The organism is Chryseobacterium sp. SSA4.19 (genome assembly GCF_022601875.1).
GTDB lineage: Bacteria > Bacteroidota > Bacteroidia > Flavobacteriales > Weeksellaceae > Chryseobacterium.
Window position 1 is genome coordinate 104,102 of record NZ_JAKVIP010000012.1, and the last position, 13,438, is coordinate 117,539.

Consider the following 13,438-nt stretch of genomic DNA (forward strand, 5'->3'; position numbering starts at 1 on the left):
AAAATTATTATGTTTTGTAGCAAAAAATTGTATATTTGTTGCTATAAATCATAGCAATGTCAATTTTATCAGAAAATATGCGGTATTTGAGAGGTAAGCTGGGCCATTCACAACAGAAGGTTGCTGATGATCTTTCAATAACCCGTGGCAGGTACGCAAAATATGAAGACGATGCCACAGAGCCACCTCTTGAGATCTTGGTCAAGATCTCGAAATATTATAATATCAGTATCGATCTACTGCTGAAAATAAATGTCAGCAAATATTCCATCGATGAGATCATGGAACTTCCTGACAACAGGAGCGTTCTGCCTATCAGGGTCGATCAGGATGGGAACGATCAGATCGAGATCATTCCGCAAAAGGCTTCAATGGGGTACTTGAACGGTTATAGTGACCCGGAATACATAGAAGGTCTTGATACCATATCTTTACCGTTCTTGAAGGGCGGTAAGTTCAGGGCATTTCCTGCTGACGGGGATTCCATGCCTCCCTATAAGAACGGAACTTATATCGTGGGAAGATATGTTGAAAATCTTTCTGATCTTAAAACGGACCGGACTTATGTTTTTATTACTACTAATAATGGTATCAGTTATAAAAGATTTCAGTTTCACGAAGCGGATGGAATTTGGGTCAAGGCTGACAATAGTTTTTACGAACCTTATAAAATTCCATTACCTGAGATCAAAGAGATCTGGGAATTTGCCTGTAGTATCAGTACAAAAGAATATGCGCCTGATGAGTTTGCAGAGCGTAATATTCAAAGCTTCATTGCAGAGATCAAAACTGATATAAAACAGATCAAAGAAAAGATCGGAAATAAGAATTGAGCTTTAGAGCAGAAGGTAACATAAAAAGAATTATAGATTATGGAGCAGTTAACCTTATTCAATTCCGAAGAATTATATGAATTTCCGAAAGACCTTTTGGAATTCAGGGAACATTTTTTAAATAGGGATGAAGCTGATCTTTTAAAAGATAAACTGCTTCATTCTGCACCGTGGGAACAGCGTACTCAGAAAATGTACGACAAAACAGTAATAACACCGCGTCTGACAGCTTGGTATGGTGATGACAGGAAATCATATGATTCTGCAGATAACAATACTTTAAGTTCCAATTCCTGGACTCCTGAATTGTTTTCTTTGAAAGAAAGGATAGAGAAAGAATTCGGCTATCAATTCAATGGTGTGCTGTTGAACCTTTACCGTGACAATAATGATTCAGTAGCGTGGCATAGGGATAAGGAGAGCCGTTATGGTAAACGACCTGTTATCGCATCGATTAGCCTTGGGCAAACCAGAAATTTTGATTTCAGGAAAAAAGATCATCATCAAAGCAAATACAGTCTGCCGCTTCCTCACGGTTCGTTGCTTATTATGAAGGGAGATCTTCAGGAACATTGGGAGCACAGGATCGCTAAATCCAGATTACAAATGGAACCAAGGATAAACCTTACCTTCCGGTTGATCCACGCGTTATAGGGATCATTATCTTGTCTGCCAAATTAATCAGTTCATTTTGTGTGGCTGGGTCGGCTTCATTTGACAACAGAACAATACCGGAATTCAAGTCAGGATAAAAGACCATATAGCTGCTGAATCCCAGGCTTCCTCCTGTATGTGAGATACTTCTCCTGCCATCTTCTGTTTTTTTCACCTTCCAGTTGAGTGCAATAGCTCCGTCTTCCATTTTACCAAAAGTAGGCTGATGGCTCAGAGATACAACGGGATCTTTTTCATTCAGTTGGAAGGCCATATATTTCAACATATCTGAAGTGGAGGATGCGATGCTGGCTGCTACTCTAAGGTCTTCCCAATCAATCACAGGCATTATTCGCCCTTTGCCATCGTAGCCCTTTGCCATTTTTAATGGGACTTCCCCGGATTTCAGCAGATAGGTATTTTTCATCTTTAATGGCTTTGCAAAATATTTTTTCAGAAGATTTTCGTAATTGTCATTATAAACACGCTCCATTATGTATCCCAACAATTGTGCTGCGGTATTACAATGCCTCGAAATACTTCCTGGTAACACCTTTAATTTCACCTGATGGAGATCCCGATAGAGATCCTGTCCGCTATATATCGTATGGACAGAATCTAAAATGTAGGGTATATCGTCCGGGTCTGCCTTTCCAAATAGATCCTTATCAGGCATCCAATTGGGTAGTCCCGATGTAAGATTGGCCAAATTCAGCAAAGTGATCGGTGTTCCATTATATTCCAAGTTAGGATAGTCGTCCTTCAGATATTTTCTTATATCATCATTCAGTTTTACCTTCTTGTCGAGAACGGCCTTTGCCAGTAGCGTAGCACCGAATGTCTTTGTAATGGAAGCCAGTTCGTATATGGTATTTTCTGTCGGAAGATCCTGCTTGTCTCTTTGAGTCGAGCCGTAATTATAAATAAACTTCTTCCCATTTTTTATGATACCTACTGAAATACCGACTCTGGAATTATTTTGCATAAACGCAGCAACTGAACGCTGTACCAATGAATCTAAAGGCGTCTTTAACCGATTATCAGTTGGTAATTGAGCAATCGTCTGCTGTGAAAATAATACTGCAGAGAGCAGCAATACTAACTTGATGATCTGAAATGGCTTTTTCATTTGAAATATTTAGTGGTTACTTACACTAATGACAATCGTAACAATCAAATTGTTACATGATAATCACTTTCCTTAACGATGATTGCATCAGTCTGAGTCAAAGGATAGTCTACGTATAAAAGAAAGTCAGACGATGAAAGTTAGGTGTCACTTATCCGTTTTGATAAGCATGCAGATTTGCTTACCAATTTCTACATTGAACTTAAACAAAATAGAGATTCACTAATGAAAAATGTCCGCCGAAAGTTGCTTTTAGCCCATTTTATCGAAACTAACGGACTGAGAACCATCGAATCTATAAAGAATAGATTGGATCAAATTAAAGAGAAGTGATTATTGTGTAAATTTGATAACTGATCGCTAATTATTAGAATATGTTAAGAAGCCTGGGAGTTTTTTCGGATTTTGAAGTGCAATTGTTTAATCAGAATATTGAAATCAAAACCGTCGAAAAAAATGAAATTCTACTTGCCGAAGGTGAAATTTCAAAATCGGTTTTCTTTATTAAAACCGGAGCTCTTTTTCAAGTTCAAACAATAGATGATGAAGAAAAAATTATTGATCTAAATATTCAGAATAATTGGGTTTTCAATTTTGATAGTTTGACAAATCAAATTCCTTCTAATACAATGATAAAGGCATTTGCTAGATCTGAAGTTGTAGAGCTAAAGTTGGAAAGCTTACATAAACTGATCTCGATTTCTCAAAACTTTTTGCAACTCAACAAGATCTTCAATTCTTTGTCTACTAAAATCCATATTTATGACAGCAATCTGAATCCGACTGAAAAGTATAATTACCTTCTTAGCAATAAACCTCAGATCATAAAAATTTTCCCTTTGAATATGATCGCTTCTTATTTGAAAATGCGCCAGGAAACTTTGAGCCGGGTAAGGGCTAATGTGTTTTTTTGATTTCAGTCAAGTGCTTCTTCGAGATTAATTATAGAAATTTGAAAGAAAAAAAATGATCACTGATATTATTGAAAATTGCCAATGAGGCAAAAAGAATTGACTTCAGATTTTTATAAAAAATTAGGTTTTACGGTTTTCGGAAATGAATTTGATCATTACTTAATGCTACAAAAAGATGATCTGCAATTGCATTTTTTTGAATTTAAAGATCTTGTTCCGGACGACAATTATGGGCAGATCTATATCCGTACAACATCCATCGAAAACCTGTACAATACTTTCATTGAAAATAAAGTTCCGATACATCCCAATGGTCATTTAGCGGAAAAACCTTGGGGACAAAAAGAATTCTCCATTCTTGATCCCGATAATAATTTAATAACTTTTGGAGAAACATTGAATTAAAAAGTTTTAAAACATTCATTATGCGAATAGATTTTACAGGCTCACATCGAGTCGGAAAAACAACTTTGGCAGAAGAGATCGCTGATAGTTTACCTGATCATGAATTTATAATTGAACCTTACTTACAACTTGAGAAGGAAGGATATTTGTTTTCAGAAATACCGACATTGGACGATTATATTGAGCAATTCAATTTTTCTGTAGAACAGCTACAGAATAGTGGAGACAATGTGATTTTTGACCGTTGTCCATTAGACCTCTTGGCGTATGTTTATGCGGTTGGCAAAAAGAAAAATATATCCGATCTCTATAAAGAGATGTCCGCGGCAATTGCTGAGATTGACCTTTTGGTTTTTGTCCCCATAGAAAAAGTTAATCTAATAGTTTGCCAGGAATCGGATCTGCCGAATCTAAGACAGGAAGTAAATGATATTTTAGAGGATTGGATCGGAGATTTCAGCAATGAAATCCTTGAAGTAACCGGAACTTTAGAGAACCGGAAAAAGCAAATATTGGATAAGATAACTAATATGGAAAAATAGAACCTTATTTACACTCTTATTCTCTATTTGTAATATTTGGTCGCGACTACTTTTCAATTACGTTTTCTTTCTATAATTTCACTGCATTGAAAATGTATTAGCCTCGTTTGGTTGAAACTGGACCTTTCCTTCATTTTTGCCCGCACTTCTAAAAATAGTTAATTGAGCAAAAAATTGACGATGGGTAATTTCGTACGCTATAATTCACTTTTTCCCTATTCGGCTTCTTTAAATAACTATATTTGAATTTGAAACCTTCAAAAACAAATAGTTATGAGAATAATCATGTTGATTTGACTGCTCATCGGAAGTCTCCTTCAGGCACTTCGTCCATATTTGTTCCATTATCTGCAAGCTAATACAAACACTATCACACTGAAATGATAAGATCGATCAGCTTTTTGAGTCTAATACTATTACTGAACTCCTGCATTTCATCTAAAGGTATTTTTATTGAGAATCCACAAAATAATGAAAATGAAAATCCTTACAATTATGATAATAATATATATTTATCCAATAGAGAATACTTTTATACTTATCAGATAGTTAAAGGCGATGATTCATTGAAATATAAAATTGACAGTGACAGTATTTTTTCATTATTAAAATATAATTCAAAAGATGATAAGGCAATTGATCTATTGAGTATCAAAACACTGAAAACAAAAGGTCCGATATTCCAAGACCATCCGGATTATAGCCAAACAGAAATTATTTTATCTCATTTAAATTCTAATAAAAAAACAATAACCAGTGAACTTACCGGTGTTATAGAAAATAATACAAATGTCTGGTTGCATCCTTTCCGAATGAATGCTTTCCAAATATTACAATTTTCGCCATTTCCATACGTAAAACCTAATGAGTCTAAAAAATACAAATGGAATTTAAAAATTGGTGAACATTGGAACGAATTAAAAGACATTACCTGGAAAGGTAAATTGAACCTGAAATGTGTTTATGAAAACACGCTAAAAGATAAAAAGATCATATTACCATTTGGTACCATAAATACAATTGAGACAAAATCGAGTTGTTCCTCGAAAATTGGAAAAACTTTTTTAACATCGTATTTCAATGAACAATTGGGATTTGTTTGTTTACAATATTTACTTCCTAAAGATGAAAAAATTATAATTAGCTTGGAAAAAATTGAGAATAAATAAACCCTTTAACTAACAAGGGTTATTATAAAACCGCTGAAACTTGAATAAAGATGCCATTCAAAAAATTAAGTAGATCATCAATTATACTTTTTGTGTTTTTTATTTTTTCAAAGACTGAAGCACAGACAGATAATAGCTTCAGTATTAGGAAACTCGCGCAATCATCTGACGAATTCTTTAATAAGAATCTGCTGCAAAACAAAAACAGCGTTGGTCTAAGTGCTGCGATCATCGTAAATGATTCAGTGATCTGGTCAAACGGATTCGGATACGCAGACAAATTGAACAAAGTACCCATGACAGCCAATACGGTCGTCAATATGGGCTCAATAACCAAAACATTTACTTCGTTAAGCGTGATGCAGCTTCAGCAAAAAGGATCATTAAATATAAACAATCCATTAAACAGCTATCTCACTGATTTCAGGCCTAAAACAAAAAATATCGACATAAGGGATATTACGATAAGATCCGTTCTTACCCACACATCAGGTATTCAAGCCGACATATGGAAGAATTCAGATCTGAGATCTGGAAAGTACACTGACGTATTAGGTTATATCAATAATACCTATATTACCTATCCGCCAGGTATGGTAGGTTTATATTCAAATGCAGGTTATAATATTTTAGGAACTTTGGTGAAAGCAGTAAGCAAACAAGATTATGCGGACTATGTCCATCAAAATATTTTTGCCCCGCTTGGCATGAGCCGATCCGGATTTGCAATGGATGGCTTAAAATATCGTTCGAAGATCTATCTTGGTGGAAATGAAGTGGAAGAATATGAATTGCGGGATATTGCATCCGGCGGGATTTATACCAACATCAATGACTTTTCCAAATATGCGATCGAACTGATGAAAGCCTATAACGGAGAAAGTTCTTCGATAATAGATTCCCGAACTATTCATGAAATGTTTTCACTGCAAAACCAAAATGTACCTATTGAAAGTAATAAAAAAGGATTAGGATGGTTTATGTTTAAGAATGATTCCAATTTTGCTGTGTACCATGCGGGAAGTGCCGGATTTGCACAGGCAAAACTGCTATTGATTCCCAAAAGTAAATTTGCGGTGATTGTAATGACAAACTCAGCAGAAGGTGGCGCAATTGCAGAAGAATTTTGTTTCAGTTTCCTGAACAAGTACCAATTGAGTATCAGCGACCTGTTTCCTGCTCCCATAACAGGAAAAATTCATAGTTCTTCAACTCATATCAGATTATCCCGGCACAGCCTGAAAAGGTATTTAGGTAATTATGCTCAAGACGAAGATTATATAAAGGTCATTTTAGAAAAAGACCGTCTTAGGCTTATTGATGGGGAAAGACAATATTTTCTCACTCCTTTATCGAGGGATGAATTTCTACCTACTGAAATATTTCCAAATGATAGCTTAGTGGAAAGGAGCAACAAAAGATTTGTTTTCAAGAAAGTGAATAACGAAAATTTTTTATTTCAAAGAATTGGAGATCGTGAGTACGAATCCGGACTAAAACTCAAAAACGTCGATCGCTCTGTGTGGGAGAATAAAACTGGAAAATACAAGCATTTCGGATATCAAATGCTGATTGGCGATACAAAATTCAAAGAAGTTGAAATTTATATATCGGAAGACAACGTTTTGATGATGAAGCTTACAACATTTGGTAGTGTAAGACATATACCTTTACGTATAATAACACCTGATCATGCTGTTACCTGTGGCATAAATGCGGGTTTCGGAGGATTTAATGTTAGCTTCTCTGAAAAAGATGACCAAAAAGTAGTTGACTTTGCGGGTTTGACATTTAGAAAGGACAGATGAAATATCAACAGCTAATATTGCATTTGTTCACACAGAGTCGGTAGACAACTTTGAAGAAGAGATTGTATCGTAAACATTTGTGTGAAGACCATTCTCATTTCAGGTCATTTCTGGCATTATTTTATCAACACTAATGATAAAGATAATAAATGGAAGATTTGCTACTTGAAAATTGGGAAAAACTTGGACAGGTCGCACTGATGACGATTGCCTCTTTTGTCATTCTATTCCTTTTCATCAGGATCTCAGGTAAAAGGACACTGGCCAAGTTCAACGCTTTTGATTTTGTGGTCACGGTCGCTCTGGGTTCCACATTGGCCTATATGATTCTTGCGATGGTTCCCTTAGCAGAAGGTGTAATGGTGTTATTTCTTATAATAGCATTACAATACCTGTTCGCAAAACTGCCAGTACATCCGATAAGATGGAACATCTGATCAATTCCTCTCCACGCTTATTGTTCTATAAAGGCAAATACCTCAAAGACAATATGAGCACCGAGGCTATAACGGTTGATGAAATCAACGCTGTAGTGCGTCAGGAAGGAATTGAAAAGTTAGATGATGTTCTGGCAGTTGTCATCGAGCTCAATGGAGAGATCAGTGTCATCAAAAGATCGGATACTCCAGGCGGTAAAAGTTCTTTAGAGGATCTTGATATTCCTGACGGTCAGTAAAACATAGATGCTCTGTACGAAGTAATATCTTTATGAAACAATTTGATACTTGTATTTAACAGTTTTACTTCACTAAAGAATCGTTTTAGGAGGCACTATTTTGAAAATCTATTTTTTCGTCTTAACTGTTTTTAGCCAGCTTTGGTAGATCGGAAACCAAACCCGGTCACCATTAGATCCGTTGCATAGAATAATGATACCGCTCTTAGTTGGCAGGTCCAAAAATAGAGCTGCACTCCAGCCTACATTTTCGCCGGTATGCCCTATGGTTCTGAAACCTTCATAATTCATAAACCGATATCCCAGCCCGCTTTCACCTTCGTTGGAAGATGGGAGGACAGGCTTTTCCATTAACTTGATGGTTTCAGGTTTCAAAACTTTATTCAATTGTTTTGGATCACGGTTAATTGACAATTCTGCAAAATGTGCCAGATCTTTGATCGTGGTCTGAAGTCCTGCCGCTGCTTTTTCAGTGAAGATCCGGTTTTTTATAGGATTACCATTCTCATCATATGCCGTTGCTGAAGTAGCCATCATTTCTGCTGTCCATTCATAATTGGTATTCTTCATTCCAAGTGGCAGGAAGATATTACTTTTCATATAGGTGGCAAAACTCTGTTTCGTTCTCTCTTCAAGGAGCAGTTGTGCAAGAGTGTAGCCTCCCCCGGAATAGTCCCATTTAGTTCCCGGCTCGCTGATAAGATGTACGGTTTCACCATTGCGTTTGGTTTTTCCGTTTAATGATTCTTCCAGACTAAGCAGTGTTATTCCTTGGTCTGATCCTCCGTAATCGTGGACCGAAAGTCCTGCGGTATGGCTTAAGATCCGTCTCAGTGTTACTTTTGATCTGTCAAATTCGGATTCCGGCAGATGCCACCGGGTTAGATATTGATCAACGGGATCATCCAGTTTAATAAGACCTTTTTCAGTAAGCTGCATAAAGCCCCAGGCAGATACCAGCTTGGAAATAGAGCCAATATTAAAGATCGTTTCAGAAGTTACTGGTTTTTTGCTTGCAAGATCCGCATAACCGCTCGATTGTATCCAGGCAATCTTTCCATCCCGAATCACGGCTACTGCAACTCCGGGAACATTATTCTTTACGGTAAGCTCATTACTTAATGTTTCAATTTCTTCATACATCGGATCTGTCGTATGAAGAATTGAATTCTGAGAGTGCCTGGTTGCCGAACAAGAGAAAATCATTCCCAAACAGACGATCAACAAGGTAAATGAGAAGAAGCTTTTTAGGTGAATAGTATTTCCCATAAATTTTAATTAGCCAATATTCAAATATCCGAAATAATAATCAGCTGCAATAAAATATTAATTACGTTTTTATCTTTTCACTCTTTTCATTGGAAAGGTCTGTTTGCGTTTCTGTCCGTTTTTTGTTCCTGAAATTTCGGCTATCAATGAATCTGAAGTGATTTTTGTGTAAGCGATGATCTGCGGAAAGTCGTGTTGTGGATTTTCAAAGACCAATTGATCTTCAGAAATGGTTTTGGCGGCAAAACGAACAGGCAAATCATCATTTTGGTTTTTAACAGTCGGAATGTAAAACAACTTTTTATTTTCCTGCAATAGGCGGATATTTTCAAAAACAATCGTGTCTTGGTCTTTGATACTATAACTTTTTCCCGAAAATTCATTATTGCCAGCCTTGGTCCAGGTTTCATAGATACTGCCTCTTTGGGTTTTATTTTCCCAGGTCCCAATCAGCCATTCAGCTTTTTGAATGTCGTTTGTCCTTTTTATTGTCCAGGCATATAGAATAGCCAAACTAACAACCGTAATAAAAAATTTTGTTCCTGTTTTCATAATTTTAGCTCATTGAATGATTGTCATTTTATTTAATTTCCAAACACGGGATAACTTCCTTGCTGAAAGTTTAGATGACAAAGTTGCAATGCTTTTGAAAACTAAAATTGTAAAAATGGGACAAGTCTAATCCGTTCCGTAAAAAAGTGAAGACATTTTGAGGTGAGTGCCATAAAATTCTTTGGGCGTAGATCCGGTAAATTCTTTAAATTCTTTGATAAAGTGTGCCTGGTCGTAATACTCGTTTTCGTAAGCCAATTCAGCGAGGTTGGAAAACTGATCATTCAACAACATTTTGAGCGCAGCTTGTAATCGAATTGTCCTGGATAGTTGTTTCGGACTTAGACCAATGGCTGAAGAAAATTTCCGTAACAATTGTCTTCGATTAACTTGGGTAAGCGTGGACAATTCGTCAACCGAGAGTTGCCCGTTGGCTGTTATAATCGTTTCAACCGTTGATTTGACAATGCGGTCAATGTTTTCTATGTCAGTCAGTCGATCCAGTAAAAATTTTTCAACAATCTTTATTTTCTCCAGAATGGAATTGGCATTTAAAACCTGTTGCTCAATTTCCTGCCCATCCTTTCCAAACAGCTTTTCCAATGAAACGGCTGTATTTTCCATCTCCTTTATGGAATTAATGGTAAAAGGCAAAAATCCTTCCGGATGAAAGCGGACGGAGAAAATTCCGGTTTCGCCAGTAGGCTCTATGTCAAGTGGTCGTGTCAGTTGACCGATGACAAAACATCTGGGCTGGATAATGCTATTCCCATTATTCAAGTATTGTTTGTATAGATCACCATAATGAAAGATCATCTCCATACATCCGTCAGGAACGATGGTTTGCTTTTCAGGCGTTTCTTCTTTCGGGCTTTCCAATGTCCAATAACATCTGATAAATGTTGTCAAGTCCTGATCCGGTTCAAATGTCTGGTAATTCATTTGGCTTCTTTTTGATAAAAATTATTCTACCTAAAAACTTCATAGTGATTCAAATATAATCAATCTTCGCACAAGAGATTGATGGATAATCTATCATAAACCTGCGTAATTTAAATACAGGTTAGCTGGAAACCTGCGCAAAATGTGCACAGGTCAGCTTAGAACCGGCTCAAAAAGTAAGCCGCTCATCCCAAAGCCGGCTCAGAATTTGAGCCGGGTACTGTTAATGCGGCTCAAAAATTGAACAACCCTGATGTTATTGTTTTTTCTGCTTTTTTTCTTTTCAAAAGTAATTATTGCAACTTATTAATAATCAATTAAATGCAGTTTCATTTCAGAGCTCTGAAAAAAATAGCGGTATAAGTAGCAAGATGTGTCTTTTTATATACAAACTTTTCAAGTTGTACATCCAAAGACTCTCTTGCCTTTTTGCAAAAGGGGAAAAGACTTCGGAACTCGTCTTTTTTCATTGTAAACAATATGGTAGATTCCAATTTATTCTTTTTTAATCTCCAAAAGATTCCTGCATCATCCAGATTGTTCTTATTTAGCCCACACTCCTCTAACACTATTGTTTTCAATGTTTTAATGCTACAACTTTGTAGAAGAAAACTAAGTCAAAAACAAAAATGAAGTAGTTATGATCGTAAACCTAATCACCAAAGAAGACCTTCAGGAATTTAGAACCGAATTGCTGGAAGACCTACAAAACCTGTTTCAAATAAAAATTTCCCAGCAGAAACTATGGCTGCGTTCGTCAGAGGTCAAAGCACTTCTGAAAATTTCTTCCGGAACCTTGCAAAATCTCCGCATTAATGGAACCTTATCTTACACTCGTATTGGCGGAACACTATATTACAATTACAAAGACATCGAAGAAATGCTGAAAAAGAAGTAATGATATTTCACATCACCGAAACCAAATTATGAATTATATTAAACACCTCACGGCTTTCTACGAAAAGGTGGCTCAGGACAATTCGCTTAATCCATCACACATCAGCCTCTATTTAGCCTTATTCCAGTTCTGGAACTTCAGCCGCTTCCGAAATCCGGTCAGTATTTCCCGTGATGAGGTGATGCGCATTAGTAAAATTCGTTCAAAAGCTACCTACCATAAATGCCTGAAGAATCTTCATTCTTCGGGCTATATTGATTATCAGCCGTCTTATAATCCGTTTCAGGGAAGTCAGGTGGTGATGGTGGATTTTGGTGGAGAGTTGAAGGTTGGTGGAAGGAAAAATAAAACTTACTAGCTTCTAAATAAGAAATCCCAATCAGTGTTTGGGATTTCTTAAGAGAGTGAAACATTAACGTTAATCTATACTGAGTTCCATTTTTTTAAAGGCCTATTTACTCATAATTTATAAACTAAAACGGTTTTAATAAAAAGATTCAACAGATAAGTTGTAATAAAAAATAGTGATATCTTTCTTTCCAATACTCTTATTTTATTTTGTATATATATGTGGTTGTACCATATTTTTTGACGTTCATAAATTTCCCAAAATTTAAGTTTAATCAAAATTTTAATTAATTTTAAAGATTTAAAAGTTATAATTACGGAAAACCGTAAATCTCACTAAAACTAATAATTTAATTTTGCTAGATTCCAAATATTGGAATCTCTAATAAACAGGAATTAAAAACTATGGCAAACTTTGAAAACTCGGAACAGCAAATCGTGACCGTTAAAGCAAGAGCTGATAAGGCAATCAATTCTCTCAAAGGAATTTTATTAGGAATCATTTCCGATGATAAAATAGACTCTTATGAGATGAAGGAATTGCAGTTATGGGCAAGAGAACACCATTATTTAGTGAACAGAAATCCTTTTCGGGAATTTATGTCGCTGATTGATAATACAGTGTCAAACGGTATTCCGCCAAAGGAAGCTATCGAAGACCTTTATTGGCTTTGTCAAAAATATGAACACGACAGTATCTACTATAATGGTATTACTTCTGATTTGCAACAGCTCCAAGGGATTTTTCACGGAATCTTATCTGATGGAGAACTCAATGATACAGAAATTTTTAAACTTCACGAATGGCTTTCAGAAAATGAGCATCTGAATTCCTATTATCCTTATGATGAAATACGAAGTCTTGTTCTTTCGGTGGTTTCTGATAAGAAGATTGATGAAGACGAGAGATTAATACTGATGGCATTTATCAAGCAATTCGTTGAACTTAGCAATAGTGAGGTAAAAGCATCAATTGAGAGAGCAACGGCCGATATAAATATTTCCGGAATATGCGCAGTTGATCCTGAGATTATTTTTGAAAATAAAACGTTCTGTGTCACAGGAATTCTCAGCAGAGGAACCAGAACTGAACTTCAGAATGCCATTAAAGATAAAGGAGGCATTCCTGTAAATTCTATTTCAAAAAAAACAGATTATTTGATTATTGGCGATACCAGCAATGCTTGCTGGAGCTATGCCTGCTATGGTAGAAAAGTAGAAAAAGCATTGGACTTGAGAAAGTCAGGACATACCATTGTTTTGGTTCACGAATTTGATGTGTTTGACGCCATATAAAGT

General features: G+C 36.1%; 16 protein-coding genes. 12 read left to right on the forward strand and 4 right to left on the reverse strand.

Translation table 11 applies throughout. The features are described from left to right. The first annotated feature begins 56 nt into the window (after nt 1-56). Nucleotides 57-833, forward strand: a complete 777-nt coding sequence (locus MKJ01_RS10290) for a LexA family transcriptional regulator (RefSeq protein ID WP_241613673.1) — start codon at nt 57-59, stop codon at nt 831-833. A 39-nt stretch (nt 834-872) separates the two neighbouring features. Next, nucleotides 873-1,487, forward strand: a complete 615-nt coding sequence (locus tag MKJ01_RS10295; RefSeq protein ID WP_241613671.1) for an alpha-ketoglutarate-dependent dioxygenase AlkB — start codon at nt 873-875, stop codon at nt 1,485-1,487. On the opposite strand, the gene MKJ01_RS10300 is transcribed toward MKJ01_RS10295, so the two are convergent. Further along, a complete protein-coding gene (locus MKJ01_RS10300; protein WP_241613669.1) occupies nt 1,459-2,616 on the reverse strand; it encodes a serine hydrolase in 1,158 nt (385 codons plus the stop codon). The genes MKJ01_RS10295 and MKJ01_RS10300 overlap by 29 nt on opposite strands. Nucleotides 2,617-2,990: 374 nt before the next feature. Between MKJ01_RS10300 and MKJ01_RS10305 the strand changes: the two genes are divergently transcribed. From MKJ01_RS10305 to MKJ01_RS10335, 7 genes are all read left to right on the forward strand, one after another. Then, nucleotides 2,991-3,530, forward strand: coding sequence for a Crp/Fnr family transcriptional regulator (locus MKJ01_RS10305; RefSeq protein WP_241613668.1), 540 nt, complete (start codon nt 2,991-2,993; stop codon nt 3,528-3,530). Nucleotides 3,531-3,611: 81 nt separating this feature from the next. Further along, on the forward strand, nt 3,612-3,935 hold the full coding sequence (locus tag MKJ01_RS10310) for a hypothetical protein (protein WP_241613666.1): 324 nt from the start codon (nt 3,612-3,614) through the stop codon (nt 3,933-3,935). A 20-nt stretch (nt 3,936-3,955) separates the two neighbouring features. Beyond that, a complete protein-coding gene (locus MKJ01_RS10315; RefSeq protein WP_241613665.1) occupies nt 3,956-4,477 on the forward strand; it encodes an AAA family ATPase in 522 nt (173 codons plus the stop codon). A gap of 380 nt (nt 4,478-4,857) precedes the next feature. Next, nucleotides 4,858-5,646 carry a hypothetical protein gene (locus MKJ01_RS10320; RefSeq protein WP_241613662.1) on the forward strand — a complete coding sequence of 263 codons (789 nt, stop codon included), beginning with the start codon at nt 4,858-4,860 and terminating at the stop codon, nt 5,644-5,646. A 92-nt stretch (nt 5,647-5,738) separates the two neighbouring features. Next, the gene (locus MKJ01_RS10325; RefSeq protein WP_241613660.1) at nt 5,739-7,454 is read left to right on the forward strand and encodes a serine hydrolase domain-containing protein; all 1,716 of its coding nucleotides are present in this window, start codon (nt 5,739-5,741) and stop codon (nt 7,452-7,454) included. Between the two features lie 149 nt (nt 7,455-7,603). Beyond that, nucleotides 7,604-7,891: a DUF421 domain-containing protein gene (locus MKJ01_RS10330; protein WP_241613658.1), complete on the forward strand. Its 288-nt coding sequence runs from the start codon at nt 7,604-7,606 to the stop codon at nt 7,889-7,891. Next, nucleotides 7,879-8,130, forward strand: a complete 252-nt coding sequence (locus tag MKJ01_RS10335; RefSeq protein ID WP_241613655.1) for a YetF domain-containing protein — start codon at nt 7,879-7,881, stop codon at nt 8,128-8,130. Before MKJ01_RS10330 ends, MKJ01_RS10335 begins: the two co-directional genes overlap by 13 nt. Nucleotides 8,131-8,238: 108 nt before the next feature. On the opposite strand, the gene MKJ01_RS10340 is transcribed toward MKJ01_RS10335, so the two are convergent. From MKJ01_RS10340 to MKJ01_RS10350, 3 genes are all read right to left on the reverse strand, one after another. Beyond that, a complete protein-coding gene (locus MKJ01_RS10340; protein ID WP_241613653.1) occupies nt 8,239-9,399 on the reverse strand; it encodes a serine hydrolase in 1,161 nt (386 codons plus the stop codon). Between the two features lie 69 nt (nt 9,400-9,468). Then, nucleotides 9,469-9,951, reverse strand: a complete 483-nt coding sequence (locus MKJ01_RS10345; protein WP_241613651.1) for a DUF6265 family protein — start codon at nt 9,949-9,951, stop codon at nt 9,469-9,471. 126 nt (nt 9,952-10,077) lie between these two features. Continuing rightward, a complete protein-coding gene (locus MKJ01_RS10350; RefSeq protein WP_241613649.1) occupies nt 10,078-10,893 on the reverse strand; it encodes a helix-turn-helix transcriptional regulator in 816 nt (271 codons plus the stop codon). A gap of 640 nt (nt 10,894-11,533) precedes the next feature. Between MKJ01_RS10350 and MKJ01_RS10355 the strand changes: the two genes are divergently transcribed. The 3 genes from MKJ01_RS10355 to MKJ01_RS10365 all read left to right on the forward strand — a co-directional run bounded on the left by MKJ01_RS10355 (nt 11,534) and on the right by MKJ01_RS10365 (nt 13,435). Further along, nucleotides 11,534-11,791, forward strand: coding sequence for a helix-turn-helix domain-containing protein (locus MKJ01_RS10355; protein ID WP_241613647.1), 258 nt, complete (start codon nt 11,534-11,536; stop codon nt 11,789-11,791). A gap of 28 nt (nt 11,792-11,819) precedes the next feature. Continuing rightward, complete coding sequence (locus MKJ01_RS10360; RefSeq protein ID WP_241613645.1) at nt 11,820-12,149, forward strand: hypothetical protein; 330 nt, start codon at nt 11,820-11,822, stop codon at nt 12,147-12,149. A gap of 395 nt (nt 12,150-12,544) precedes the next feature. Next, the gene (locus tag MKJ01_RS10365) at nt 12,545-13,435 is read left to right on the forward strand and encodes a BRCT domain-containing protein (RefSeq protein WP_241613643.1); all 891 of its coding nucleotides are present in this window, start codon (nt 12,545-12,547) and stop codon (nt 13,433-13,435) included. Nucleotides 13,436-13,438 lie beyond the last annotated feature (3 nt).

Coding starts and splice junctions, on each gene's coding strand:
- MKJ01_RS10290 (WP_241613673.1), top strand. CDS start 57: ATGTCAATTTTATCAGAAAATATGCGGTATTTGAGAGGTAAGCTGGGC.
- MKJ01_RS10295 (WP_241613671.1), top strand. CDS start 873: ATGGAGCAGTTAACCTTATTCAATTCCGAAGAATTATATGAATTTCCG.
- MKJ01_RS10300 (WP_241613669.1), bottom strand. CDS start 2,616: ATGAAAAAGCCATTTCAGATCATCAAGTTAGTATTGCTGCTCTCTGCA.
- MKJ01_RS10305 (WP_241613668.1), top strand. CDS start 2,991: ATGTTAAGAAGCCTGGGAGTTTTTTCGGATTTTGAAGTGCAATTGTTT.
- MKJ01_RS10310 (WP_241613666.1), top strand. CDS start 3,612: ATGAGGCAAAAAGAATTGACTTCAGATTTTTATAAAAAATTAGGTTTT.
- MKJ01_RS10315 (WP_241613665.1), top strand. CDS start 3,956: ATGCGAATAGATTTTACAGGCTCACATCGAGTCGGAAAAACAACTTTG.
- MKJ01_RS10320 (WP_241613662.1), top strand. CDS start 4,858: ATGATAAGATCGATCAGCTTTTTGAGTCTAATACTATTACTGAACTCC.
- MKJ01_RS10330 (WP_241613658.1), top strand. CDS start 7,604: ATGGAAGATTTGCTACTTGAAAATTGGGAAAAACTTGGACAGGTCGCA.
- MKJ01_RS10335 (WP_241613655.1), top strand. CDS start 7,879: ATGGAACATCTGATCAATTCCTCTCCACGCTTATTGTTCTATAAAGGC.
- MKJ01_RS10340 (WP_241613653.1), bottom strand. CDS start 9,399: ATGGGAAATACTATTCACCTAAAAAGCTTCTTCTCATTTACCTTGTTG.
- MKJ01_RS10345 (WP_241613651.1), bottom strand. CDS start 9,951: ATGAAAACAGGAACAAAATTTTTTATTACGGTTGTTAGTTTGGCTATT.
- MKJ01_RS10350 (WP_241613649.1), bottom strand. CDS start 10,893: ATGAATTACCAGACATTTGAACCGGATCAGGACTTGACAACATTTATC.
- MKJ01_RS10355 (WP_241613647.1), top strand. CDS start 11,534: ATGATCGTAAACCTAATCACCAAAGAAGACCTTCAGGAATTTAGAACC.
- MKJ01_RS10360 (WP_241613645.1), top strand. CDS start 11,820: ATGAATTATATTAAACACCTCACGGCTTTCTACGAAAAGGTGGCTCAG.
- MKJ01_RS10365 (WP_241613643.1), top strand. CDS start 12,545: ATGGCAAACTTTGAAAACTCGGAACAGCAAATCGTGACCGTTAAAGCA.